The following is a 21,519-nucleotide window of genomic DNA, read 5'->3' on the forward strand; positions in this document are numbered from 1 at the left end:
CGTGGGCGTTATATCTATTCGACCGTTCATGCACTGCAGTGCATGCGCAATCCTACAAGAGTAACGACGACGGCGCCCACGTCCTATTTGTGAAGTGCTAGGAAACTCCCGGACCCTTTGTGTACGTTGCACAAAGCTCGAGGAACCGTGAGTTTGCCTCGGGTTCGCCGATACTCACCCTGATGCCTTCTACGCCGAAGGGCCGGACGGAGAGAGCCTGCTGTTCCGCCAATGCTGCGAATTCCGGCGTGTTTTCTCCGAGCGCGAGCCAGATGAAGTTACCCTCGGCCTCCGGCACCTCCCAGCCGAGGTGCTTCAGCCCGTCGACCACGCGGTTGCGTTCGTCAACGATCGTCTGAACCCGTTCCCGAACCTCGTCAATGTGCTGCAGGGAGGTGACTGCCGCATGCTCGGCAATCTGGGACACCGCGAAAGGGGTTGCACTGACACGAAGGTGCTCGGTGAGTGCCGGCCGGGAGATGGAGTACCCGACCCGCAGCCCGGCGAGGCCATGAGCCTTGGAGAAAGTGCGAAGGACAATGACGTTGGGGTAATCGCGGTATAGCTGAAGGCCCTCGACGGCCTCTTCTTTCCGAACAAACTCCACGTACGCTTCATCCAGCACCACAACGATGTTTCTCGGCACCTTGGCGAGGAAACCGCGCACTTCCTGCTCTGCCAACGCCGGGCCGGTCGGGTTGTTCGGTGTGCATAGGAGGATCACCCGGGTGCGGTCGGTGATTGCTGATGCCATCGCGTCGAGGTCATGGGTCGAATCCGGAAGCAGTGGGACCTGCACGCTCATGGCTCCGGCCAGTCCGACGCAGATCGGGTATGCCTCGAAAGACCGCCAGGGGTAGATGACCTCGTCGGGTGCGTCGTAATCGTTCTGACCTGCGAACGCGGCGAGGATCTGATTCAGCGCTCCGAGGCTTCCGGCGCCGGTGACGATGTCCTCGGGAGGCACTCCCAGAAAAGCCGCGAGTTCGGTGCGCAGTGTTGTAGTCATGGGATCCGGGTAGCGGTTGACTGCCGTCTGACTGCCAATCGCCTGCAGTACTGCCGGGAGCGGTGGAAGCGGATTCTCGTTTGAAGAAAGCTTGAAGCTTTGTAGGCCCTCGATCACTACCGGGGGTTTCCCGGCGGCGTAACGGGGTAGGCGGCCAAGTACGCTGCGCGGGTGGATGCGGGTGACCTCTTCCGCAGCAGCATCGGTGTGGTGTTCGGGTGCACTCATGTGCACAAGCGTACTGGGCAGGGGATGCACGTCGGGCGTCGGCGGAACACCGGAACTTCTGCCGGATCGATGAACCGCAACCGGAGATGTGACAGCATTGGTGCATGCTCAGGTTCATAGTGAGGGTACTCATCAATGCTCTTGCCCTCTGGGTGGCAGCATGGCTGCTGCCCGGCATCGAGGTGGGGTCGGAAGCCGCTGCTGAAGTGTCCACCAATGAAACCGTCGCAAGCGTGCTCTCGTACCTCTTCGTTGGTCTGGTATTCGGGATTGTCAACGCGCTGGTCAGGCCCGTCGTGTCCCTGCTCTCACTGCCCCTGACTATCCTTACCCTCGGGCTCTTCACGATCATCATCAACGCAGGCATGCTGATGCTGACCTCCTGGCTGACCTCCTTCACGCCTATCGGCTTCGTGGTTGACGACTTCTTCTGGACGGCGATCCTGGGAGCGATCATCATCAGCCTTGTCTCACTTGTTGCGGGTTCGATCACCGGAACCAGGCGTTAGCACCGGGCCCAGCTTCCGTTCGCTGCGTGGTGCGTTGGGCGGCGCCGGCTGCGGGCCCAGCAACGAAGGACGGGTGATCTGGAAAACGTGACGCTTGGCCGAGGCTCCCGTAACAGCCGCGCCGAGCGCCGCAGTAACCGGTGCAATTGAAGGGTGCGTGCTCAGGTCCACGGCTTGTGCGCCTTCTCGGTAACTGTCGATCTTGTGCGCCGGGCCTAAACCAAATTCTTCTCCTTCCGCCAGTTTGGCGTGGTGGTCGAGGACCACGGAAACCTGGTTGGGCTGGTCTTCACGCGGAAGGAGGTCTACATGGGGCACGATGTCCCAGGTATGGGCAAGATGGAGGAATGTGGTCTCATCGGGGGTTTCCTCCAGTTCCACCGGCGATCCCGCCGTCACAACGTGAGCGATGGAGTACTTCTCAGACACAGGGCCGCTGTTGGCGAGGTTCATCGCATGCATGCCGCCCTGGCTGTAGCCAACGAGAACCACTGTGGCGCCCTCTTCGGCATCTACGCCTTCCAAAGCGCGAGCCACAGCATCGCCGACGTACGCACTGTTCATTTCTCGCGCCTCTGCCACGCCATGGAAACTGAAAGGTTCTTCCCAACTACTCCCTTCCGAGCCTGGAATCACCACAACATAGGTAGATTCTGATTCGCCCGCCACTTCAAGGATCTCGAAGGCGCTTCCTGGCTCTGCGCTGGCGTGGGAGACCTGCGCCAACAAGTTGTCGACGGTTCCATCCAGGCGTGCGGTCTCCGATCGTGTGTGCTCGACGGTCAACGGAGCAGCCACCAGTGGGAGCGAACCAAAAGGATCTCCAGCAGTTCGCGTGTCACCGATGAGCCCACGAACCACGACATCAGCCGCCTCATACGCAAAGCGGCTCAACCGGATCTTGTCCGCGGTGCTCCGGAGCTCAGAACTGCTGTCAAGGAGCCTTCGGCGCGCCAGGTTGATCGCTTCTGCGGCCGCTGCGCCAGTTGAGAACGACGCGGCGGTAGCAACTGCGTTGCCTGCTGCCATCAACTGGAGCGTCGACAATCGGGCGTCCACAGCGGCAACGGTCTCGGCCACACTGCTTAGTTCTTGCCCAGCGTCTGCAACAATCTGCGCTCCCCTGTCCAGCTCATCCCATTGGAAGCGGATGCCTCCGACGCCGCCAATAACCCTTGCGACGCCGTCGACGTCCGGTGACGTGTGCACGGGTGTCAGGTCATGCTCGGTGCTCATATTTGCGAGCCGTTTGTTGTTTCGCCCATACGCAGTGCAACCCCATACCCCTCCATTGATACAGCGGCCTCACGCAAGAGAACTGATGCGCTGCGAAGGCCGGTTTCCCTCTCGATCAGATATGCGCGGAAATTGCGTCCTGCCGGAGATTCCCAGCCGATACTCCGAGCGACACCGAGCCGCTCGCGCACGGCGTCGACAACATCGGCCTGTAGACGCAGTTGTCTGGCGAAGTCGCGTGCTGCCTCGCTAGGCTCCTGCTCGCAAATTAAGCCCGACGACATACTGAGATACATGCTCCGCACTCTCCTCACCTCGCTGTTGTATCTGCCCATGACGCTAGGCGCCGACGAAGGTCCGGAGCTCGGCAGGCGGGGCGTATGTTGATATCCCGCAGGAATCCTGTGCCTGTGGAGGAGTTGTCACGCATGGGAGGTATACCGCCGGTCATGGAATGATTGGTCACATGCCGCACACTCCTTCCTCCCGGGTCAACCTTGCGTCCGTATCGATTCACCAGGGTGACAGCCAGGTGCCGATCGCCCTTGGGCCCCTCGACGGGAGATACCGTCCAGCAGTTGCTCCGCTGGTCGATTACCTGTCTGAAGCTGCACTCAACCGGGATCGCGTTCACGTTGAAGTGGAGTGGCTCATCCACCTCACCGGCAAGAGTGTCCTGCCTGGAACGGCTCCGCTCACAGACGTGCAGGAAGCAGCGCTCCGGGAGATTGTCAGCACGTTCGACGGCAGCGCCGTCAGCGAGCTTGGCGAAATTGAGCGGGTCACCGTGCATGACGTCAAGGCCGTTGAATACTTCATTGGAAGCCGGCTTGAAGGCATCGGCATCAGCCGTCTGAAACCCCTCGTCCACTTCGGCTGCACCTCAGAGGACATCAACAACCTGTCCTACGCTCTCGGAGTGAAGGGCGCAGTGGAGAATGTCTGGCTTCCTGCGGCGGAGGCGCTCGTGAACCAGGTCAAGGCAATGGCCAAAGAATCCCGGGCCGTCCCCATGTTGTCGCGGACCCATGGACAGCCCGCCACGCCCACCACGCTGGGCAAGGAGCTCGCCGTCGTTGCGCACCGCCTGTCCCGGCAGCTCGAACGCGTCCGCCGTACGGAGTACCTGGGGAAGATCAACGGGGCAACCGGCACCTTTGCCGCCCACGTCGCCTCCGTGCCGGGCGCGGAATGGCAGAGCATCGCCAGGGAATTTGTGGAAGGGCTGGGCCTGACGTGGAACCCGCTGACCACGCAGATTGAATCCCACGACTGGCAGGCCGAACTGTACGCCGACGTTGCCCGCTTCAACCGCATCCTGCATAACTTCTGCACGGACGTATGGAGCTACATCTCGATCGGTTACTTCGCGCAGGTGCCGGTAGCGGGAGCAACCGGTTCCTCGACCATGCCGCACAAGGTCAATCCCATCCGATTCGAGAACGCAGAGGCCAACCTTGAGATCTCCTGCTCGCTCCTGGATGTCCTGGCCTCCACCCTGGTGACCTCACGGTGGCAGCGCGATCTGACCGACTCCTCCTCCCAGCGCAACATCGGTGTGGCTTTCGGGCATTCACTGCTGGCCATCTCCAACGTCTCCAAGGGGCTCGATCGCCTGGATGTCGCGGAGTCCGTGCTGGCTGCTGACCTGGACACCAACTGGGAGGTCCTTGGGGAAGCCGTCCAGATGGTGATGCGTGCCGAGGCGATCGCTGGAACTCCGGGCATGGAAGACCCCTACGAGCGGCTGAAGGACCTCACCCGTGGACACCGCGTTGACGCAGCTCGAATGCGTGAATTCGTTCTCGAACTGGGGCTCTCAGCGGAGGCCGAGGAACGGCTGCTCGCTCTCACTCCAGCAACCTACACGGGCATTGCGGAACATCTTGTGGACCACCTCCGCTAACCGGTCGTGCTGCCAAGCGCCGTCGTCGTTTTTTCATGGCTGTCCCAGCGCCGCAGGGTGGGGAGAATGAGCTGGCCGTGATCGCCGGGCAGCAAGTCCAATGCCTCAGCCACCTGCCCCGGCGTCATGCCGCGGGCGAGCGTGATGTGCGGTACCCAGCGGTCAGGGACGCAGTTCCCGGTGACACCCGGCACGCCGTCGAGAGCTTGGTGCACGGTTTGATGAAAGTCAAGAAGTGCTCTACTGACGACGCCGAGGCGCGCCAGCACCTGGCCCCGGCCGGTCCTGAACAGCACCAGACCCGCCGTGTGGATGGGAAACGGCAGCGCCTCGGCGAGCGCCGCAAGAGTGCTGTCATACTCAGCCGGAATCCGTGGCGCAGCCAGCAGGGTGATATGAGCGCGGTTCGAAGCCGCGGTATGCCGTGCCTGGGAAGGTAAGCCGGCCCGCTTGAGGATGTCCCAATCTGAGCGCAGAAGCTCCTCCCCGGTTGCTTCGAGGAGGAGTTCCACACTGTCCATCGTCAGCGCGGATTCTGCCGGTAGTCTCCGATGCCGAAGGAGCCGTCTTCCTCGACCGTGCCTGATCTTGGATCGTATTGCGGCCGCTGGTACGCCATCTCGCCGCCGCTGCGGCCGCCGAATGGACGCCCGTGGTCGGCATATTCCTCGCGGAAGTATGCGAGGCACCAGTCACCGAGCTGGACACGTGCGCCGGTCCGCAGGATGGACGGTCCGTCCGACCGCACACTTCCCCGAACGGGTCCATGCGGTATGAGCACGTACTCGTCGTCGGCGTTGTGCTCTACTGTGGCATGCACGGGAAGCAGGCCGTCGAGCACCAGGTCGGCGTCCGGCGAGCTTCCTATCACCAGCTTCTCCCCAACCAGATTCACTTCACGAGGGACCTGCCCGTTCCAGGTCTCGGAATCCTGCACGAAGATGAGGCGCGGACGCCCGCTGCCCCTCGTGTGGTGGGTGGTGGTCACCTGGCGACGGATGCGGCGGTTCACCGTGGGAACGAGGGGAAACGGGGTCGACGGCGGCAGTAGCGGCACGCTGGATTTGCGGCTGCCGCCCCGGATCAGAGGAGCCAGTGCCGTGATTGAGCCCGCACGGATGTGCGCTGACCGCGTCATCAGGCGCTGGGCCATGGACGTTTCCACCTTGCCGATGCTTACCAGGGTTCCGGCAGGACCGGCGATGGTCACGGTGAGGCCCTTGGTGGCCAGGTTCGCTGCGAGCTCGCGGACACTCTCCAGAGAGGGCATACCCCCGAAGCCTGCTACCGCTGGATCCTCGCAGTAGATGGTCACCTCGGACCCGGCCGCGCTGACGGTGCCGCTTGTGGCGCGGGTGGATCCGCCGTCGTCGTTCTCCGAGAATGAGAAGGCGAGATCGATGTCGAGGCGTACCCGCTGTGACACGGGTCAGCTCCGGTGGGTGTCGGAGCCCGCGGCGTCGTTGTCGCTGGTGGTGACCCGTACGGTTCCGTTCAGCTTCCAGGTTGCGCGGGGTGCGTCCGGGCCGATGTCCCGCGGCACTTCGACGGTCATGTCGATGAAGCTGTAATTGACGGCAGCGCCCTTACCGGTGAGGTAGGACCACATTTCCTCGGCGAGGTCTGCCCAGTCCCGGATGCTGCGGTTGTTATCAACAGAGGTGTTTTCAGACATGGCGAATTTTCCTTGCGTACTTTCGGTTCTGTCCGGCGCCCTCTACCCGCCTGACCTGACAAGTCCGAGCCTAACCCGCGCCGGCCCACAAGTGAACCCTTCATCCACAGACTGGCAGAAGCTGTCAGTGCGGACTGCCAGAATGGGGCCATGGCATTCGACCGGTACCCCGTCCGGCGCGTGGAGGAGGCCCGGGACAAGACCTTGGCACGCACTGTATGGCCAGCCACGCTGGCGCCGGTTGCGCAGGTTCTGCAGGAAGGGCTGGACCTCGAGCGGAGACCATGCACGGATTCTTCACCTACCTGGAGAAAAACCCCAGTAGCCGTGGGGATGCAGCGTTCCACGACATGTCCCATGGGGAATCCTTCCTGGAACTGGTCGTCGACCGTTTCCGCGGAGCCGGCCTATGGGTGCTGGATGAGCCGGAATCAGCGCTGTCCTTCTCCGGATGCCTGGCGCTGGTGGGGGTGCTCAAGCAGCTGCTCGCGGACGGCAAGTCCCAAGTGCTCCTGTCGACCCACTCCCCGCTTCTCGCCGCCCTGCCGGAGGCGCAGATTCTCGAGGTGGGCGAATGGGGGCTGCGGGAGCGGGAATGGGAGGACCTGGCGCTCGTGGACAACTGGCGTGAATTCCTGAAGGCGCCTGACCGGTACCTGCGCCATGTCTAGCGCTGGGCACCCGTCCACACATAGAACTTCTCCGGCCTGCCCGCCGCACCGTACTTCGGCACAATGCGCGCGCTGCCCTTCGTCACGAGGTACTCAAGGTACCTCCGCGCGCTCACCCTTGCGAGACCGAGCTGGGCGGCAACCTCGGACGCAGAGAAGCCGACGCCGGAGGTCCGGAGCGCACCGACCACGGATTCAAGGGTGGGCTGGGACAACCCTTTCGGCAAGGATTCTGTCAGCATCGGAGGCGGCGTCGGCGGAGTCCTCGCCGGCGTCGCGGAGAGCAACCTGTCGATGCGGTCCTGATCCAGGGGACCGGCAGAAACGGAGCTGTGCTCCGCGATGCTCGCGCGGTGCTGAACGTAGTCGTCCAGCCGCTGCATCAGGACCTTCGAGTTGAATGGCTTGACGAGGTAATGAAGTACCCCGCCAGCCATTGCCGCACGCACCGTTTCCAGTTCCCGGGCGGCTGTGATGGCAATGATGTCCACCGGGTCACCGGGGATGGTGCGGGCGGCCCGCAGCACGTCGATTCCGGACATGTCCGGCAAATGAATATCGAGCAGCATCAGCTCCGGCTTCATTTCACGCACCTTCTCAAGCGCCTCGCCGCCGGAATTTGCCACGCCAACGACGTCGAAGCCTCCGTGCGCCAGCAGGAACCCTGAGTGCACACCGGCAATCTCCTGATCGTCGTCGACGACCAGCGTTCGAATCAGGCTCACGGAGCGAGCACCCCGGCGGCGTGAGGTTCCACTGAGCTCGGAAATTTCTGCTCCAGCGGAACAGGCGCCGGGCCGAGCGTCACCGCAATGTGAGCGCCGCCCAGCACCGACTCCATGAGCGTCACGCTGCCCGCGCGGCGCTCTGCAACGCGTTGCACGAGCGCCAGCCCGAAGCCGCGGGAACCTGCGCCTGCGGCGTCCTTGGTTGAGAACCCCGTTGCAAACACCTGCGAGCGCAGGTGTTCGGGGATCCCGGGGCCGTCGTCGGACACCGCTATGGAACAGCCGCCGGCGTCAGAGGTGAGCCGGACGTGGATTGTCCCGTTGGAACCGACGGCGTCGACGGCGTTATCGATGAGGTTCCCCAACACCGTTACCGGATCCGTGGTGCCGTCCGCCTCGAAGGCCGAAGCCTCGTCCACGATCAAACTGATGCCCTTTTCGGCGCAGATGGTGGTCTTGGCCATGAGGAGACTTGCGGTGTCCGGATCGCTGACACCGGGCGAGAAGTCTCCGGACACCACCGACCCGCCATGGCCTGAGCGGGAAATGAAATCCACCGCCTTGTCTGTGCGGCCAAGCTCGAGCAAACCCGAGATGACGTGCATCTTATTTGCGAACTCATGCGCCTGGCTGCGGAGGGCCTGCGTGACATCACGCGCACCATCCAGGTCCAGCAGCAGCTGGTGGAGTTCCGTGCGGTCGCGCAACACCAGCACGCTTCCCACGCGGCGACCGTCAACGACGGCGTCGCTTGAGCGGGCGAGGAGCACCCTTTCACCCACCAGAACGGTCTCATCGGCGTCCCCTGCCGAACCGAACATGCCGGCCAGGGCGGGTTCCAGGACGGCGTTTGCCGGCTGCCCCTTCACCTCATCTCCCAGCTCGAGCAACCGCTTGGCCTCGTCATTGAGCACGGCAAGCCGTCCGCGTTCATCAACCGCGACCACCCCTTCACCGATGCCGTGCAGCATGGCGTCACGGGTCTCGAGCAGCGCTGCGATTTCTTCCGGTTCGAGCCTGTAGATGCGACGCCAGACCAGCCGTGAGATCCAGATCGATCCAGCGGTTCCGGCAAGGGCAGCCACGATGAGCCAGGCGAGGAGCACAGGCAGGTCTTCCTGCAGATCCGCCGCGAGAGTCGACTCCAGGGTGCCCACGGAGGCCGTCCCGATCACGGTGCCGTCCTCCCCCCGAATGGGAACCTTCACGCGCCAGGACTCGCCGAGTGTTCCGGTCTGCGTGCCCACGAAAGTTTCACCGGACAGCGGGACGGATGGATCAGTGGACACCATCTGACCGATCATGTCCGGGTTCGGGTGTGAATACCGGATTCCGACGTCGTCAGTCACCACCACATACGTGACTCCAGTGGCCTGAGTGGTGAGTTCAGCAATCGGCTGGATGACCGCGCTGGGATCCTCGTCGTCGAACGCGTCCACGACGGACGGCAACTGGGCGATTGATTGCGCCACTCCGACCATGCGGCCCTGGTAGGCATCGCGAATCTGCTGTTCCTGCAGCCGGACGGCGACGGTGCCGGCAACCAGCACAATGATCAGCACAATCAGCAGCTGCAGGAAGAACAGCTGTGATCTAAGCGACATTGACCGGATCATCCTTCCATTCTCGCATGATCGGGTGTATGGATCCGGCGGAAAGCCAACGCTGGATCCGGAACTTTCTCATGACCATAAAGACCACTACGCACGTTGTGACCGTATGGTTCCCGCGCGGCTCTTCCCTTCCTACGCTGGACCGGAACGTGTGGTGAGGCGCATCACATGTCGGTATTGAACGTAGGAAGGTTCCACCCAATGAAGCACGAGAGCACAATGAAGCGCTTGTCGGCTGTAGGCGCCATCGGCGTCGCATCTGTCCTTGCCCTGTCCGCCTGCGGCAGCACGTCCGGCGGCACGGAAGCCGAGTCCGGAATCGACCGGCTCAACATCATCGTCCCCGCCGATCCGGGTGGCGGTTGGGATCAGACCGGCCGTGCCATGCAGAAGGATCTGCAGGATAACGACCTGGTGGGCAACGCTTCGGTAGTGAACGTCGGCGGCGCGGGCGGCACAAACGGGCTTGCGCAGCTGGCCACCGAGCAGGACCCCAACACACTCATGGTGATGGGCTACGTCATGGTCGGCGCCGTCGAAACCAATGCAGCCCAAACGCGTATCGAAGACACCACGCCCATTGCGCGGCTGACAGAAGAACCGCTGATCGTCGTCGTGCCGGCCGATTCACCGTTCCAGAGCATCGACGATCTCCTCTCCGCAGTCGAGAAGGACGGTCAGGGCGTTTCCATCACCGGCGGATCAGCCGGCGGCGCTGACCACATCCTCGCAGGCCAGATGCTGAAAGAGGCCGGAATCGCCCCCGATAGCCTCAACTACATTCCCTACTCCGGTGGCGGTGAGTCGCTCGCTGCGCTGCTCGGTAACAAGGTGTCTGCCGGCATCTCAGGCGTCGGCGAGTACGCCGAACAGGTGAAGGCCGGCAAGCTGCGTGCACTCGCAGTGTCAGGTGCAGAGCCCGCAGCTCTGTTGCCGGACGTTCCCACCCTGACGGATGAGGGCGTGGACCTGGTGCTGACCAACTGGCGCGGCGTTGTGGCCCCGGGAACCATCGACGAGGCCAAGGCAGCCGAGCTGACCGAACTGGTCACCGAAATGTCCGAAACCGAAGCCTGGCAGACCACGCTTGAAACCAACGCCTGGGACGACGCCTTCCTTGCCGGCGAGGAGTTCGACGCCTTCCTGACCGAAGACATCGCCGCCGTAAAGACCACGCTGACCGAGATCGGTCTGCTGTAACGGCGATGAGCTCTTCAATCAACGAGGCGCCGGGCGGGAGCGGCACGAAAGCCGCGACCGCCCGGCCACTCGGCGAACTGATCTTCGCGGGAATGATCGTCGGCGTCGGCGTCGTCGGTTTCGTTGCCGGCGCGCAGATTCCCATCCCGCCGTCCGCGGGCGTTGTTGGCCCCCGTGTCTTCCCGTTCATCGTCTCCGGCATCATGGTGGCCATCGGCATCGGGCTGGTCATCCAGCTCCTTCGCGGACACACCGGTGCTGCCGAGGAAGGCGAGGACATTGACCCCAACGTAAAGACCGACTGGCTCACCGTCGGCAAGCTCGTCGGGTTCCTCGCCATTCACATCGCACTCATTGTTCCGCTCGGCTGGCCGGTAGCGGCCGCCGTCCTCTTTTTCGGTGCCGCCTGGTCCCTCGGTGCCAAGCCGTGGTGGCGCAACGCAATCATCGCCGTCGTTCTCGCGCTGATCCTCCAGTTCGTGTTCGCCGGCCTCCTCGGCGTCTCGCTGCCGGCCGGTTTCCTCCTGGAAGGAGTTGAAATCTTCAATGGATAATTTCATGGCATTGCTTGAGGGTTTCAGCGTTGCGATGCAGCCGATGTACCTGCTGTACGCGCTCGGTGGCGTGCTGGTGGGTACCGCTGTAGGCGTCCTGCCGGGCATCGGCCCGGCCATGACCGTGGCACTGCTCATGCCCATCACGTACAGCCTTGACCCCACGGCGGCGATCATCGTCTTTGCGGGCATCTACTACGGCGGCATGTACGGCGGCTCCACAACCTCGATCCTCCTGAACACGCCCGGCGAATCAGCCTCCATTGTGACCGCACTTGAGGGCAACAAGATGGCCAAGGCGGGCAGGGGCGCCGCGGCACTGGCGACGGCGGCGATCGGCTCGTTCATTGCCGGCACGGTCGCCACCGTGCTACTGAGCTTCGTTGCACCCTATGTCGCTGAATTCGCAGTGCAGATCGGGCCCACCGAGTACGTGGCGCTCATGATCGTTGCGTTCCTGACCGTCGGGGCACTGCTCGGTGCCTCCGTGCTGCGGGGGCTTGCGTCGCTGGCGCTGGGCCTGTTCATTGCCCTGATCGGCGTCGACGCGCTGACAGCCCAGCAGCGGTACACGTTCGGCAACCCGTTCCTGGCGGACGGTATCGACGTCGTTCTGGTGGCAGTGGCGCTCTTCGCGGTGGGTGAGGCGCTCTATGTCGCCTCCCGCCTCCGCCACGGTCCCGTCAAGGTGATTCCCGTGGCCGGGCGCTGGACCAACTGGATGCGCACGGAGGACTGGAAGCGGTCCTGGAAACCCTGGCTTCGCGGAACGTTCATCGGCTTCCCGGTGGGAACCATTCCCGCCGGCGGTGCGGACGTCGCAACCTTCCTGTCCTACGCCTCCGAGCGGAAGCTCGCGAAGGGCGAGCGGAAGAAGCAGTTCGGCAAGGGCGCCATCGAGGGCGTCGCCGGTCCCGAGTCTGCCAACAACGCGGCCGCGGCCGGTGTCCTGGTTCCGCTGCTGACGCTTGGCATTCCGACGACGGCCACTGCAGCCATGATGCTCGTCGCGTTCCAGCGCTACAACATCCAGCCCGGACCCCTCCTGTTCGAGGTTGAGGGTGCACTGGTGTGGGCGCTGATTGCGAGCCTCTACGTGGGCAACTTGATGCTGCTGGTCCTGAACCTGCCGCTCGTGGGTATCTGGGTCAAGATCCTGCAGATCCCCCGGCCCTACCTCTACTCCGGAATCATGGTCTTCGCTGCGATGGGCGCCTTCTCAGTGAACTTCACCCCGGTGGACGTGTTTGTCCTGCTGGTTATCGGCGTACTCGGATTCTTCATGCGCCGTTACGGCTATCCGATCGCTCCGATGGTGGTGGGACTCATCCTCGGTCCGATCTTCGAGGATCAGCTCCGGCGTTCGCTTGCCATCTCGCAGGGTGATCCAACCGCACTGGTCAGCACACCGATCGCCGCGACCATCTACGCGGTGCTCATTGTCATCTTTGCCCTCTCCTTCTGGTTGAAGAAACGTCAGAAGGCCATGGAGTCCGAGGTGGCCGATGAAACCCCTGTTGCCACCGTCGAGCTGAAAGAAGGCGGAAAATGAGTGCTGTTGTACTCGGTTACGTGCCGAATGCGCTGGGTGACGCCGCCGCGACAGCCGCGGTTGACGAGGCTCGCCAACGCGGCGCGACACTCGTGGTGGTCAACACCACCCGCGCGGACCGCCTGGTGGACCCGACCTACGCCGACGACGACGACATGTCCCGCCTGCAGGACACGCTGCGGACTTCCGGAGTGGACTTCACCGTCCATCACGGAACGTCGAAGGACACGGCCGCGGAGGACGTGCTGGAGGCGGCTGTTCGCCATGCCGCCGAACTCATCGTGATCGGGCTGCGTCACCGAACACCGGTGGGCAAGCTGATCATGGGTTCCACCGCGCAGTCGATCCTGTTGGGCGCTGGCTGCAACGTGCTTGCGGTGAAGGCCTGACTGCTGACAGGTGAATGGCCCCGGCGGAGATATCCGCCGGGGCCATTGCTTTTTCCGGCCTCACACGCTGGCCCGCTCTGCCAGGATCTCGTCGATCTGGCCCATTGCCTCCTTGAGCCCCTCCTCCATACCCATCTCGATCATCTGCTGCAATTGCTCGGCGCTCTCGAAGCTGGATGCCACCGTCATCCGTGTGCGGCCCGCTTCAACCTCCTCCAGGATGACGACGGCGTGGGTCTCCCCCATTTCGCCCGTGGGGGCACCGGACTCATCGGCAAAGCCGTCGTTGAACTCCAGCCGCCGGGGCGAATCAATCGCGGTGAACTTCCACCAGCCGCGGCTCTTCTCCCCATCCGGGCCCGTCATGAAATAGCTTGACGAGCCGCCCTCGCGGAACTCGTGCTTGTCGAACGTGGCCGGCCACGTCGGCGGGCCCCACCAACGCTCGAGCTGACGCGGATCCTCCCAGATCTGCCAGACGCGTTCGACGGCGGCGTCAAACTCCGCAACGATCGTGAGGCTGAGCGCCTCGAGGTCCTTTTCGGTACTGATGACAGCCATGATGACTACCTTTCCTGATATCGACTACTCATCCTCTGCGAGGATCTCGGTGATCCGGTCGACGCGCTGCCGCCAGATCAACTCGAACTCGTCAAGCAGCTGCCGCGCCTTCCGAACTGTTTCCCGGTTGGCACGCACCATCTGCTCCCTTCCGCGTTTCTCCTTGGTGACCAGCGACGCCTGTTCCAGCACCGCTACGTGCTTCTGCACCGCCGCGAAACTCATGGCGTAGTGCGCAGCCAGGGCTGAAACTGAGTACTCCTCGCTGATTGCTCGGAGCACAATGCTGCGTCTCGTGCTGTCCGCGAGTGCGTGGAACAACCGGTCCACTTCAGGTTCCGAAAGCTGATCTACAACCATTTGGTTGTAGATTATTCCTCCATGGTGCAGGGGTCAAGGGGTATTGCGGAAATTTTCAGAGGACCGTGTAACGGGTCTGCACAGCCCCGTCCTTGAGTGCTCTCACGTCGTCCAACTGCAGCCGCACATCGGCCGAGAGTGCGCCGAACAGTGGTTTCCCTTCGCCAATGAGAACAGGAACCCGCGTGAGGGTGAGAGTTCGGATCAAACCAGCGGCAAGGAAGGTGCGCACAGTTCTGCCGCCGTCCACATAGACGTTGCGGGCGCCGTCGTCATCCAGCAGCGCAGTGGCCTCGCCGAGTGAGCGCACAATCCGGATACGGGGGTCATCCGTTTCGAGCGTGGTACTCAAAACGAGCACCGGTGTATCGCCGTAGAACCACTCCCCCATCCCCTGCACCACGTCATAGGTGCTTCTGCCCATCACCAGGTGGTCGACCGAAGCCATGAATCCAGTGAAACCTGATACGTCCGGATTGTTGGCCTCCCCGGCTGATGCGTCGCCTGTCAACCAATCGAGGCTGTCGTCGGCCCTTGCGATCATCCCGTCGACGCTCATGCCAATGAACACATGCCCGGACCACTGCCGCTGAGTCATGGAAGCATCGTAGACCCGGCACGTGTTTCCAGGGCAGCGGTGGCCTCGAATTCAAGCGCCCTCAGCACAGCGGCTATGCCCCTCGCTGGATCTGTGCACCCTCCCGGACGATCAGGTCCACGATTGCGAGGACGTCCTTGAGGTCATCCCCGCTCTGCTGTTCGGAAGCCGCGCCGGCGAAGAACGCGGCGTCGTAATACAGTCCGTCTCCTAACAGCTTCACGGCGCGGGCAACGGCGCGGCTCCCGAGCTCGGATTCGAGGGCACCCAGCCACTGCTCCTGAATGAGCGCGAAGGTTTCCTGTGCTTTCGGGTGGCCCTGCTGAGCGAGGCGCGCCATGGCTACGAGCGCCCGGTCCAGGGGGCTGTTCTCATACATGGAGGTACGGACGTAATAGCGCGCCGGACCTTCCGGATCCGCCGCCATTGCCTCCCGGTCCCGGGCAACGAGACTCTCGAGGCGATCAGCAAGCCCGTCAACGAGGGCCTCCTTGGATGGGAAGTGATAGAGCAGCCCACCCTTGGACACGTCCGCTGCCGCGGCCACCGATTCCATGGTGGCACTGCGCTCCCCATCGCTGATGAGGATGCTTTCGTAGCTGTCAAGAATTCGTTCGCGGGCACTGGCCATGACCTTCATCATACTGACGCCGATTCGCTTTACTGTACCGGCTGGACGGTATAGCTTAAACCCATGACCCAGTTCTACACTTCTGTCCCGGCTGCCACCCGCTCGCTCGCTGTCCCTCCGCGTGCCGGTCGCCGTGAGTGGTGGGCGCTGGCGGCTCTGATGCTGCCGGTGCTGCTGGTGGCAGTGGACAATACGGTCCTGAGTTTCGCCATGCCGGAAATCTCGCTTGCGTTCAACACCAGCGGTACAACCCTGCTGTGGATCATCGACAGTTACCCGCTGGTCCTCGCCGGCTTACTGGTTGCAATGGGCTGTTTCGGCGACCGATTCGGACGGCGCCGGCTTTTGATGATCGGCGCCACCGGGTTTGCTGTCTTTTCCGTGGTTGCCGCCTTCGCACCCACGGCCGAGTTTCTGGTGGCAGCCCGCGTTGGTCTCGGTGTGTTCGGCGCCATGCTGATGCCGTCAACGCTCTCCCTCATCCGAAACATCTTCCTCGACCGGAACCAGCGCCGCCTCGCTGTCGCGGTCTGGGCAGCCGGTTTTTCGGCGGGTGCTGCCCTCGGTCCGCTGGTGGGCGGCGCACTCCTGGAGCATTTCTGGTGGGGCTCGGTGTTCCTGTTGGCTGTTCCCGTACTCCTGGTCCTTCTCGTTGTTACGCCCCTGCTGGTTCCGGAGTCAGCGGATCCCAACCCGGGCCGCGTCGACTACCTGAGCATCATGCTCTCCGTCAGCACCATGCTGCCCATCGTCTTCGCCATCAAGACCTTCGCGAAAGGCGGGTCCACAGCGGTGGTTGCTGCCGCCGTCGTCGTTGGTCTTGCCGCGGGTACCGCGTTTGTCCGCCGCCAGTTGAGGCGGCAGAATCCCATGCTCGACGTGCGCCTCTTCACCGTGCGGCCATTCACCGGTGCGGTGCTGGTGAACCTGCTGGCAATCTTCTCGCTGGTCGGGTTTCTCTACTTCGTGTCTCAGCATCTGCAGCTGGTGCTCGGGCTCAGTCCGCTGGAGGCCGGCGCGGTCCTGGTGCCCGGCCTGGTCATGACGATCGTTGCGGGACTCGCCGTCGTGCCGCTGGTCCGGAAAGTTGCACCACATGTGGTGGTCCCGGCTGCCCTGCTGCTTTCGGCGGGAGCATATGCGTTTGTCGCGCTGCTGAGCCAGGGCGGATCGATCGGCGCCTTGCTTGCGGCCTTCGTGCTGCTCGGCGCGGGCGTGGGGGCATCCGAGACGGTGTCGAACGACCTGATCCTGTCCAGCGTGCCGGCAGCGAAAGCGGGCGCAGCGTCAGCCATCTCGGAGACTGCCTACGAGGTCGGCTCCGTCTTCGGCACCGCGCTCCTCGGCAGCATCCTGCTCGCTTCCTACCAGGAGCACCTGAGGCTTCCTGCCGGGCTGAGTCCTGAACAGGGAACGACGGCGACAGAAACGCTGGGCGGCGCCATCAACGTCGCGTCGGAACTGCCTTCGGAGAGCGGGGCGCTCCTGTTGGAGTCGGCGTTCCACGCGTTCGACAGCGGCGTTGTTCTTACGTCAGGAATCGGCGCGGTTCTCATGCTCGCCGCTTCCGGCCTAGCCTTCTGGAGTCTGCGCAAGCCGTCCGCCGCCTGAGCCTCATTAAGCAGGACACGCCCCCTATCCCGAGGGATAAGGGGCCTGTCCTGCTCATTCAAGGTAAGGGTTAGGCGGAGGGGTCAAGCGCTCCGCTGCAGGCCGCACCCGGCTCGCGGGTCTGCTCGCCCTGGATGTACTTGGTGAGAAAGGCAACGAGACGCTCATCGTCAGCCGAGTCAACGCCCAGCTGAAGGCCCCAGGCGCTCGCCATGATCGGCGATTCCTGGCCTTCGTAAGGACTCAGGAGGACGTAGCTCCGCTCCCCCACGAGATCGGTGAGGGCATCGATCTCGGACTGCTCCAGATCCGGCTGGTACGTGATCCATACAGCGCCATGCTCAAGGGAGTGGACGGTGTTTTCATTGGGGATCGGCTCCGTGTAGATGCCGCAGTTGGTCCAGATGGCGTTGTGGTTCCCACCGACGGGAGGATCCTGCTCATACTCAACGGGTCCGGGGACGTGCTCGAAGGATGTCACCTCGATGGTTTCAAGACCCTCAATGGGCTGCTCGGCGAGCGCATCCAGGCGATCGTTCTCCCGCACCTGCTGCACAATTACGATGGTGACAGCGACGATGATGGCGACAATCACCAGTGCAATGCCGCCGAAGATCAGGCTGTTCCGCTTCCGTTCGCTGGCCCGCTGCTGTGACTGGAGCGCCTTCAACCGTGCCTGCCGGTCCACGTTCTCCTGAGCTCGTTTCTTATTCAACGCGCTGATTTCCTTCTGTTTTTGTAAGGGTTCGGGTCTAAATGTACCGGGCGGGTGGCCTAGAGCTGCGCCAGGAGCTTTTCCATCTCCACGATCTCAATCTGCTGGCCCGCCGCCATCTTGCGGGCGAGCTCGCGGAGTTCCGGGTCCTCCGCCAAATCCACTCCCGCCTGGGCCATGTCCACACCGGCTATGTGGTGGTCAATCATGAGCTCGAGGTACAGCCGCTCAGCGTCCTCGCCGGTCGCCTCGGCGAGCGCCTGCATTTCTTCGGGCGTTGCCATGCCAGGCATCAGAGTGTCCGCGGCGGCGTCATCCCCGCCCTCGGCGCCTGTGCCGCCATCGGCATGTGCGGTGTGTCCGCTGCCTGCCATCCACGCCATCCGATCCGCGTCACTGCTTTGCGGCAGACCCCATTCCTCCAGCCAGGCGTACATCTGGCCGACCTGGTGCTGCTGGGTCATGGCGATGTCATACGCAATAGTGCGGATGACGACGTCGTCAGTCTGGTCACGCACGATGCGCGACATCTCCACGGCCTGGGAATGGTGGACCTGCATGTCACGCGCGAATCCAGCGTCCGCACTGTTGGTCCCCGGCGTCTCAGGATCTGCCGCCACCCTGCCCGCGGTGAAGGCGAGGGCAAATAGGGCGGCCACCGCGATGAGGCCGAGAAGGAGGAGGACGCGCTTCTGCCACGCCTCAAGGTTGAGGGTCATGAGGGGTTGCCTTTCGTGTCTTGTTATCTAACGTAGGGCACCGGGCGAATCGTTCCCAATCCATACCCCCTAGGGGTACTTGACGCATACCCCCGGCGGGTATATGTTGGAGTGACAACCGGGAGGAATCATGACGCAGACAACAACGGAACACGGTTACACCGCTGACAAGGAGGCCTACCTCCTCAGGCTTAAGCGCATTGAGGGGCAGGTCCGTGGAATTGCGCGGATGGTGGAGGAGGACAAGTACTGCATTGACGTCCTCACCCAGGTTTCCGCCGTGAACAAGGCACTGCATGCGGTCAGCATCGGGCTCCTTGAAGAGCACATTGCTCACTGCGTCGTCGGTGCCGCAAATGAGTCACAGGCGTCCGGAGACCCCCGGGCAGTTAACGAAAAAGTTCAGGAGGCAACAGCGGCCATCAGCCGGCTGTTGCGGTAATTCCTGCACATCACCGAAGGAGAACAATCATGAGCACCACAACAGTCAGCATCTCGGGAATGACCTGCGGCCACTGCGTTGACTCAGTCAGCGAGGAGATCTCCGCCATCGAGGGCGTCCAGAACGTCTCCGTTGAGCTGAACAAGGGTGGAATTTCCACCGCAACCGTCACCTCGGAGGGTGACATCGACTCAGAGCAGATCGGCGAAGCCGTGGCGGAAGCCGGCTACGTCGTCGTTTCCAACGACGCGTAGTAGAACTCCGGCGAAAAGCCGGCCTGGAAGGACCATCATGACCACCACACCGGACACTACAGAAACCGCGAGCGCAACCAGGGTAGTTGAGCTCGATATCCAGGGCATGACCTGCGCTTCATGCGTGGGTCGGGTGGAGCGCAAACTCGGCAAGCTCAGCGGCGTCGAGGCGAGCGTCAACTTGCCACTGGAATCCGCGATGGTGACGGTTCCTGCGCACATCTCGGATGAAGACATCGTCAACACCGTGAATGCCACCGGATACACCGCGCAACTGAAGAAGTCGCCGCACGGTCCCGGGCCATCGACGGAAGGCGAACCCGCGGCGGACGGGATGGACCATGATCACATGTCGCACGGAGGCACGGCGTCCCAGCTGCGTCCCCGCCTGATCACCGCTGCCATCCTGACCGTCCCGGTATTCCTCATCTCGATGATCCCGGCGCTCCAGTTCCCGCACTGGGGTTGGGTGGTGCTTGCCCTCAGCACGCCGGTAGTGACGTGGTCTGCGTGGTCCTTCCATAAGGCCGCGGCCATCAACGCGCGGCACTTCTCCTCCACAATGGACACGCTGGTGTCGATCGGCGTCACCGCCGCTTATCTGTTCTCACTGGGCCAGCTCCTCGCTGACCCGATGGTCACGGCGCATGTCGGTATGGATATGGGCGGGCACGCGCTCTATTTCGAGGTTGCCGCCGTCGTGGTCACCTTCCTCCTGCTCGGCAGGTATCTGGAAGCCAACGCCAAGCAGCGGGCCGGTGATGCACTGAAGTCCCTCCTCAATCTCGGGGCCAAGGACGCCACCGTGCTGCGCCAACAGGGCGGTGAGCCTGTCGAAGTGAAGGTGCCGGCGTCGTCGCTGGTGCATGGTGATGAGTTCGTTGTCCGGCCGGGTGAGAAGATCGCGACCGACGGCTTTGTGGTCGAGGGGCGCAGCGCCGTGGACACCTCCCTCATCACCGGAGAGTCAGTGCCCGTCGAGGTTGGCCCGGACAGCACCGTCACCGGCGCAACCATCAACACGTCCGGCCGGCTGATCATCCGGGCAACCCGCGTCGGCAGCGAGACCACCCTGGCGCAGATGGGCCGGCTGGTGAGCCAGGCGCAGAGCGGCAAGGCGCCGATCGCACGGCTCGCCGACCGCATCAGCGCAGTCTTTGTGCCCGTGGTCCTTGTGATCGCGGTGCTCACCTTCGCGGCGTGGCTCGTCTTCAGCGGTGATGTCGAAGCAGCGTTCACGGCCGCCGTCGCAGTGCTGGTCATTGCCTGCCCGTGCGCGTTGGGGCTCGCAACACCGACCGCGCTGCTCACCGGCACGGGCCGGGGCGCCCAGCTGGGCATCCTCATCCGCGGTCCCCAGGTCCTCGAGGACACCCGGACGGTCGACACCATCGTTCTGGACAAGACCGGCACCGTGACCAGCGGCCGGTTGTCCGTGACGGACGTCGTCGTGCTTGGTTCCCGCAGCCGGGAAGACGTGCTGTCGCTGGCTGCGGCTGTGGAGTCCGCCAGCGAACACCCCATTGCGCAGGCCATTGCGGCCGCCGCTCCGGGGCACCCGCCGGTGAGCGACTTCATCAGCTCCGCAGGCGGCGGTGTGCGTGGGACCGTTGACGGTTCTGTCGTGCTGGCCGGGCGTGCCGGTTGGCTGGAGGAGAACGACGTCGACATCACCGAGGCGCACCGTTCGGCTCTTGCTGCGGAGCAGGAGGCCGGTTCCACCGCCATTTGGGTTGCCGTCAATGGTGAGGTTGCCGGGCTGATCAGTCTGCAGGACACCGTCAAGGAGTCCTCAGCCGCTGCCATTGAGCGGCTCAAGCAACTCGGGCTGCGGCCTATGCTCCTCACCGGTGACAACGCCGCCGTGGCACGGAAAATCGCCGCGGAAGTAGGCATCGCTCCCGAAGACGTCATGGCGGATGTGCTCCCCGAGGGCAAGGTAGAGGCCGTGAAGCGGCTTCAGGCGGATGGGGCAACCGTTGCCATGGCAGGTGACGGCGTGAATGATGCCGCTGCGTTGGCGCAGGCTGACCTTGGCATCGCGATGGGCTCGGGCACAGACGTGGCGATTGAAGCCGCTGACCTCACTGTGATGGGCAACAGCCTGGAACAGGTAGCCCAGGCCATCGAGCTGTCCCGGAAGACGCTCGGCACCATCAAGTCCAACCTGTTCTGGGCATTCTTCTACAACACGATCGGCATTCCGATTGCCGCGCTGGGCCTGCTGAACCCGATGGTCGCGGGCGCGGCCATGGCGGCCAGCTCGGTGCTGGTGGTCGCGAACTCGCTGCGGTTGCGCCGGTTCGGGAAATAGCGCTTGGTGTGGGGCCAGCCGGACTTACTGTTCCGCTGGTCCCA

24 protein-coding genes and 1 pseudogene are annotated in these 21,519 nt (G+C 63.3%); 11 read left to right on the forward strand and 14 right to left on the reverse strand.

From position 1 onward, the window contains the following. Window positions 1-97 precede the first annotated feature (97 nt). The gene (locus AC1MBU_RS01615; protein WP_277358962.1) at window positions 98-1,237 is read right to left on the reverse strand and encodes a histidinol-phosphate transaminase; all 1,140 of its coding nucleotides are present in this window, start codon (window positions 1,235-1,237) and stop codon (window positions 98-100) included. Between the two features lie 104 nt (window positions 1,238-1,341). Here AC1MBU_RS01615 and AC1MBU_RS01620 point away from each other — a divergent pair, with 104 nt between their 5' ends. Continuing rightward, entirely contained in the window at window positions 1,342-1,746 is a 405-nt protein-coding gene (locus AC1MBU_RS01620) for a phage holin family protein (protein WP_471672583.1), read from the forward strand. Here AC1MBU_RS01620 and AC1MBU_RS01625 read toward each other — a convergent pair. Together AC1MBU_RS01625 and AC1MBU_RS01630 are read right to left on the reverse strand one after the other, a co-directional pair. Continuing rightward, on the reverse strand, window positions 1,708-2,982 hold the full coding sequence (locus AC1MBU_RS01625; protein ID WP_479788279.1) for a hypothetical protein: 1,275 nt from the start codon (window positions 2,980-2,982) through the stop codon (window positions 1,708-1,710). The genes AC1MBU_RS01620 and AC1MBU_RS01625 overlap by 39 nt on opposite strands. After that, window positions 2,979-3,278 (reverse strand): hypothetical protein, encoded by a 300-nt coding sequence (locus AC1MBU_RS01630; RefSeq protein WP_277358965.1) that lies wholly within the window; start codon window positions 3,276-3,278, stop codon window positions 2,979-2,981. The genes AC1MBU_RS01625 and AC1MBU_RS01630 overlap by 4 nt, the downstream gene beginning before the upstream one ends. A gap of 170 nt (window positions 3,279-3,448) precedes the next feature. On the opposite strand from AC1MBU_RS01630, the gene purB reads away from it, so the two are divergent. Next, window positions 3,449-4,888, forward strand: a complete 1,440-nt coding sequence (gene purB / locus AC1MBU_RS01635) for an adenylosuccinate lyase (RefSeq protein WP_346027746.1) — start codon at window positions 3,449-3,451, stop codon at window positions 4,886-4,888. On the opposite strand, the gene AC1MBU_RS01640 is transcribed toward purB, so the two are convergent. From AC1MBU_RS01640 to AC1MBU_RS01650, 3 genes are read right to left on the reverse strand one after another with little or no spacing between them, the layout of a single operon-like run. Further along, on the reverse strand, window positions 4,885-5,400 hold the full coding sequence (locus tag AC1MBU_RS01640; protein ID WP_479788280.1) for a 2'-5' RNA ligase family protein: 516 nt from the start codon (window positions 5,398-5,400) through the stop codon (window positions 4,885-4,887). The two genes, purB and AC1MBU_RS01640, sit on opposite strands and share 4 nt — an antisense overlap. An 11-nt stretch (window positions 5,401-5,411) precedes the next feature. Beyond that, the gene (locus tag AC1MBU_RS01645) at window positions 5,412-6,314 is read right to left on the reverse strand and encodes an FHA domain-containing protein (protein ID WP_479788281.1); all 903 of its coding nucleotides are present in this window, start codon (window positions 6,312-6,314) and stop codon (window positions 5,412-5,414) included. Between the two features lie 3 nt (window positions 6,315-6,317). Next, window positions 6,318-6,563: a hypothetical protein gene (locus tag AC1MBU_RS01650; protein ID WP_277358969.1), complete on the reverse strand. Its 246-nt coding sequence runs from the start codon at window positions 6,561-6,563 to the stop codon at window positions 6,318-6,320. A gap of 272 nt (window positions 6,564-6,835) precedes the next feature. Here AC1MBU_RS01650 and AC1MBU_RS01655 point away from each other — a divergent pair. Next, a pseudogene (locus AC1MBU_RS01655) lies at window positions 6,836-7,234 on the forward strand (AAA family ATPase); the annotation flags it as partial. On the opposite strand, the gene AC1MBU_RS01660 reads toward AC1MBU_RS01655, so the two are convergent. Both AC1MBU_RS01660 and AC1MBU_RS01665 read right to left on the reverse strand, forming a co-directional pair. Next, window positions 7,231-7,959 carry a response regulator gene (locus AC1MBU_RS01660; RefSeq protein ID WP_277358970.1) on the reverse strand — a complete coding sequence of 243 codons (729 nt, stop codon included), beginning with the start codon at window positions 7,957-7,959 and terminating at the stop codon, window positions 7,231-7,233. The pseudogene AC1MBU_RS01655 and the gene AC1MBU_RS01660 overlap by 4 nt on opposite strands. Next, window positions 7,956-9,566: an ATP-binding protein gene (locus tag AC1MBU_RS01665; protein WP_479788282.1), complete on the reverse strand. Its 1,611-nt coding sequence runs from the start codon at window positions 9,564-9,566 to the stop codon at window positions 7,956-7,958. The genes AC1MBU_RS01660 and AC1MBU_RS01665 overlap by 4 nt, the downstream gene beginning before the upstream one ends. A gap of 210 nt (window positions 9,567-9,776) precedes the next feature. Between AC1MBU_RS01665 and AC1MBU_RS01670 the strand changes: the two genes are divergently transcribed. From AC1MBU_RS01670 to AC1MBU_RS01685, 4 genes are read left to right on the forward strand one after another with little or no spacing between them, the layout of a single operon-like run. Then, window positions 9,777-10,775, forward strand: a complete 999-nt coding sequence (locus AC1MBU_RS01670; protein WP_277358972.1) for a Bug family tripartite tricarboxylate transporter substrate binding protein — start codon at window positions 9,777-9,779, stop codon at window positions 10,773-10,775. Window positions 10,776-10,780: 5 nt separating this feature from the next. Further along, window positions 10,781-11,329 carry a tripartite tricarboxylate transporter TctB family protein gene (locus AC1MBU_RS01675; protein ID WP_277358973.1) on the forward strand — a complete coding sequence of 183 codons (549 nt, stop codon included), beginning with the start codon at window positions 10,781-10,783 and terminating at the stop codon, window positions 11,327-11,329. Next, window positions 11,322-12,881, forward strand: coding sequence for a tripartite tricarboxylate transporter permease (locus AC1MBU_RS01680; RefSeq protein ID WP_277358974.1), 1,560 nt, complete (start codon window positions 11,322-11,324; stop codon window positions 12,879-12,881). The genes AC1MBU_RS01675 and AC1MBU_RS01680 overlap by 8 nt, the downstream gene beginning before the upstream one ends. Continuing rightward, window positions 12,878-13,270 carry a universal stress protein gene (locus AC1MBU_RS01685; protein ID WP_277358975.1) on the forward strand — a complete coding sequence of 131 codons (393 nt, stop codon included), beginning with the start codon at window positions 12,878-12,880 and terminating at the stop codon, window positions 13,268-13,270. Before AC1MBU_RS01680 ends, AC1MBU_RS01685 begins: the two co-directional genes overlap by 4 nt. A gap of 60 nt (window positions 13,271-13,330) precedes the next feature. Here the strand turns inward: AC1MBU_RS01685 and AC1MBU_RS01690 are convergent, their stop codons facing one another. From AC1MBU_RS01690 to AC1MBU_RS01705, 4 genes are all read right to left on the reverse strand, one after another. Beyond that, complete coding sequence (locus tag AC1MBU_RS01690) at window positions 13,331-13,831, reverse strand: SRPBCC family protein (RefSeq protein WP_277358976.1); 501 nt, start codon at window positions 13,829-13,831, stop codon at window positions 13,331-13,333. A 24-nt stretch (window positions 13,832-13,855) separates the two neighbouring features. After that, entirely contained in the window at window positions 13,856-14,191 is a 336-nt protein-coding gene (locus tag AC1MBU_RS01695) for an ArsR/SmtB family transcription factor (RefSeq protein ID WP_277358977.1), read from the reverse strand. A gap of 55 nt (window positions 14,192-14,246) precedes the next feature. Further along, complete coding sequence (locus AC1MBU_RS01700; protein ID WP_479788283.1) at window positions 14,247-14,789, reverse strand: dihydrofolate reductase family protein; 543 nt, start codon at window positions 14,787-14,789, stop codon at window positions 14,247-14,249. 73 nt (window positions 14,790-14,862) lie between these two features. Beyond that, complete coding sequence (locus AC1MBU_RS01705; RefSeq protein WP_277358979.1) at window positions 14,863-15,420, reverse strand: TetR/AcrR family transcriptional regulator; 558 nt, start codon at window positions 15,418-15,420, stop codon at window positions 14,863-14,865. A 63-nt stretch (window positions 15,421-15,483) separates the two neighbouring features. On the opposite strand from AC1MBU_RS01705, the gene AC1MBU_RS01710 reads away from it, so the two are divergent. Beyond that, the gene (locus tag AC1MBU_RS01710) at window positions 15,484-17,031 is read left to right on the forward strand and encodes an MFS transporter (protein ID WP_479788284.1); all 1,548 of its coding nucleotides are present in this window, start codon (window positions 15,484-15,486) and stop codon (window positions 17,029-17,031) included. A 70-nt stretch (window positions 17,032-17,101) separates the two neighbouring features. Here the strand turns inward: AC1MBU_RS01710 and AC1MBU_RS01715 are convergent, their stop codons facing one another. Both AC1MBU_RS01715 and AC1MBU_RS01720 read right to left on the reverse strand, forming a co-directional pair. Continuing rightward, on the reverse strand, window positions 17,102-17,746 hold the full coding sequence (locus AC1MBU_RS01715) for a DUF3105 domain-containing protein (protein ID WP_277358981.1): 645 nt from the start codon (window positions 17,744-17,746) through the stop codon (window positions 17,102-17,104). 59 nt (window positions 17,747-17,805) lie between these two features. Further along, a complete protein-coding gene (locus tag AC1MBU_RS01720; protein ID WP_346027755.1) occupies window positions 17,806-18,465 on the reverse strand; it encodes a DUF305 domain-containing protein in 660 nt (219 codons plus the stop codon). Window positions 18,466-18,595: 130 nt separating this feature from the next. Between AC1MBU_RS01720 and AC1MBU_RS01725 the strand changes: the two genes are divergently transcribed. The 3 genes from AC1MBU_RS01725 to AC1MBU_RS01735 are packed head-to-tail and all read left to right on the forward strand — an operon-like array spanning window position 18,596 to window position 21,475. After that, on the forward strand, window positions 18,596-18,907 hold the full coding sequence (locus AC1MBU_RS01725) for a metal-sensitive transcriptional regulator (RefSeq protein WP_056545419.1): 312 nt from the start codon (window positions 18,596-18,598) through the stop codon (window positions 18,905-18,907). Between the two features lie 29 nt (window positions 18,908-18,936). After that, entirely contained in the window at window positions 18,937-19,161 is a 225-nt protein-coding gene (locus tag AC1MBU_RS01730; RefSeq protein ID WP_056545421.1) for a heavy-metal-associated domain-containing protein, read from the forward strand. 37 nt (window positions 19,162-19,198) lie between these two features. After that, the gene (locus AC1MBU_RS01735) at window positions 19,199-21,475 is read left to right on the forward strand and encodes a heavy metal translocating P-type ATPase (protein ID WP_479788285.1); all 2,277 of its coding nucleotides are present in this window, start codon (window positions 19,199-19,201) and stop codon (window positions 21,473-21,475) included. Window positions 21,476-21,519: the final 44 nt, after the last annotated feature.

Source organism: Arthrobacter sp. PTI12, assembly GCF_056679915.1.

Excerpts from the sequence above, each read along its gene's own strand:
- AC1MBU_RS01720 (WP_346027755.1), bottom strand. The coding sequence starts at position 18,465 with ATGACCCTCAACCTTGAGGCGTGGCAGAAGCGCGTCCTCCTCCTTCTC.
- AC1MBU_RS01685 (WP_277358975.1), top strand. The coding sequence starts at position 12,878 with ATGAGTGCTGTTGTACTCGGTTACGTGCCGAATGCGCTGGGTGACGCC.
- purB (WP_346027746.1), top strand. The coding sequence starts at position 3,449 with ATGCCGCACACTCCTTCCTCCCGGGTCAACCTTGCGTCCGTATCGATT.
- AC1MBU_RS01680 (WP_277358974.1), top strand. The coding sequence starts at position 11,322 with ATGGATAATTTCATGGCATTGCTTGAGGGTTTCAGCGTTGCGATGCAG.
- AC1MBU_RS01725 (WP_056545419.1), top strand. The coding sequence starts at position 18,596 with ATGACGCAGACAACAACGGAACACGGTTACACCGCTGACAAGGAGGCC.
- AC1MBU_RS01670 (WP_277358972.1), top strand. The coding sequence starts at position 9,777 with ATGAAGCACGAGAGCACAATGAAGCGCTTGTCGGCTGTAGGCGCCATC.
- AC1MBU_RS01735 (WP_479788285.1), top strand. The coding sequence starts at position 19,199 with ATGACCACCACACCGGACACTACAGAAACCGCGAGCGCAACCAGGGTA.
- AC1MBU_RS01630 (WP_277358965.1), bottom strand. The coding sequence starts at position 3,278 with ATGTATCTCAGTATGTCGTCGGGCTTAATTTGCGAGCAGGAGCCTAGC.
- AC1MBU_RS01690 (WP_277358976.1), bottom strand. The coding sequence starts at position 13,831 with ATGGCTGTCATCAGTACCGAAAAGGACCTCGAGGCGCTCAGCCTCACG.
- AC1MBU_RS01695 (WP_277358977.1), bottom strand. The coding sequence starts at position 14,191 with ATGGTTGTAGATCAGCTTTCGGAACCTGAAGTGGACCGGTTGTTCCAC.
- AC1MBU_RS01710 (WP_479788284.1), top strand. The coding sequence starts at position 15,484 with ATGACCCAGTTCTACACTTCTGTCCCGGCTGCCACCCGCTCGCTCGCT.
- AC1MBU_RS01620 (WP_471672583.1), top strand. The coding sequence starts at position 1,342 with ATGCTCAGGTTCATAGTGAGGGTACTCATCAATGCTCTTGCCCTCTGG.
- AC1MBU_RS01705 (WP_277358979.1), bottom strand. The coding sequence starts at position 15,420 with ATGGCCAGTGCCCGCGAACGAATTCTTGACAGCTACGAAAGCATCCTC.
- AC1MBU_RS01650 (WP_277358969.1), bottom strand. The coding sequence starts at position 6,563 with ATGTCTGAAAACACCTCTGTTGATAACAACCGCAGCATCCGGGACTGG.
- AC1MBU_RS01675 (WP_277358973.1), top strand. The coding sequence starts at position 10,781 with ATGAGCTCTTCAATCAACGAGGCGCCGGGCGGGAGCGGCACGAAAGCC.
- AC1MBU_RS01625 (WP_479788279.1), bottom strand. The coding sequence starts at position 2,982 with ATGAGCACCGAGCATGACCTGACACCCGTGCACACGTCACCGGACGTC.
- AC1MBU_RS01665 (WP_479788282.1), bottom strand. The coding sequence starts at position 9,566 with ATGTCGCTTAGATCACAGCTGTTCTTCCTGCAGCTGCTGATTGTGCTG.
- AC1MBU_RS01615 (WP_277358962.1), bottom strand. The coding sequence starts at position 1,237 with ATGAGTGCACCCGAACACCACACCGATGCTGCTGCGGAAGAGGTCACC.
- AC1MBU_RS01730 (WP_056545421.1), top strand. The coding sequence starts at position 18,937 with ATGAGCACCACAACAGTCAGCATCTCGGGAATGACCTGCGGCCACTGC.
- AC1MBU_RS01700 (WP_479788283.1), bottom strand. The coding sequence starts at position 14,789 with ATGACTCAGCGGCAGTGGTCCGGGCATGTGTTCATTGGCATGAGCGTC.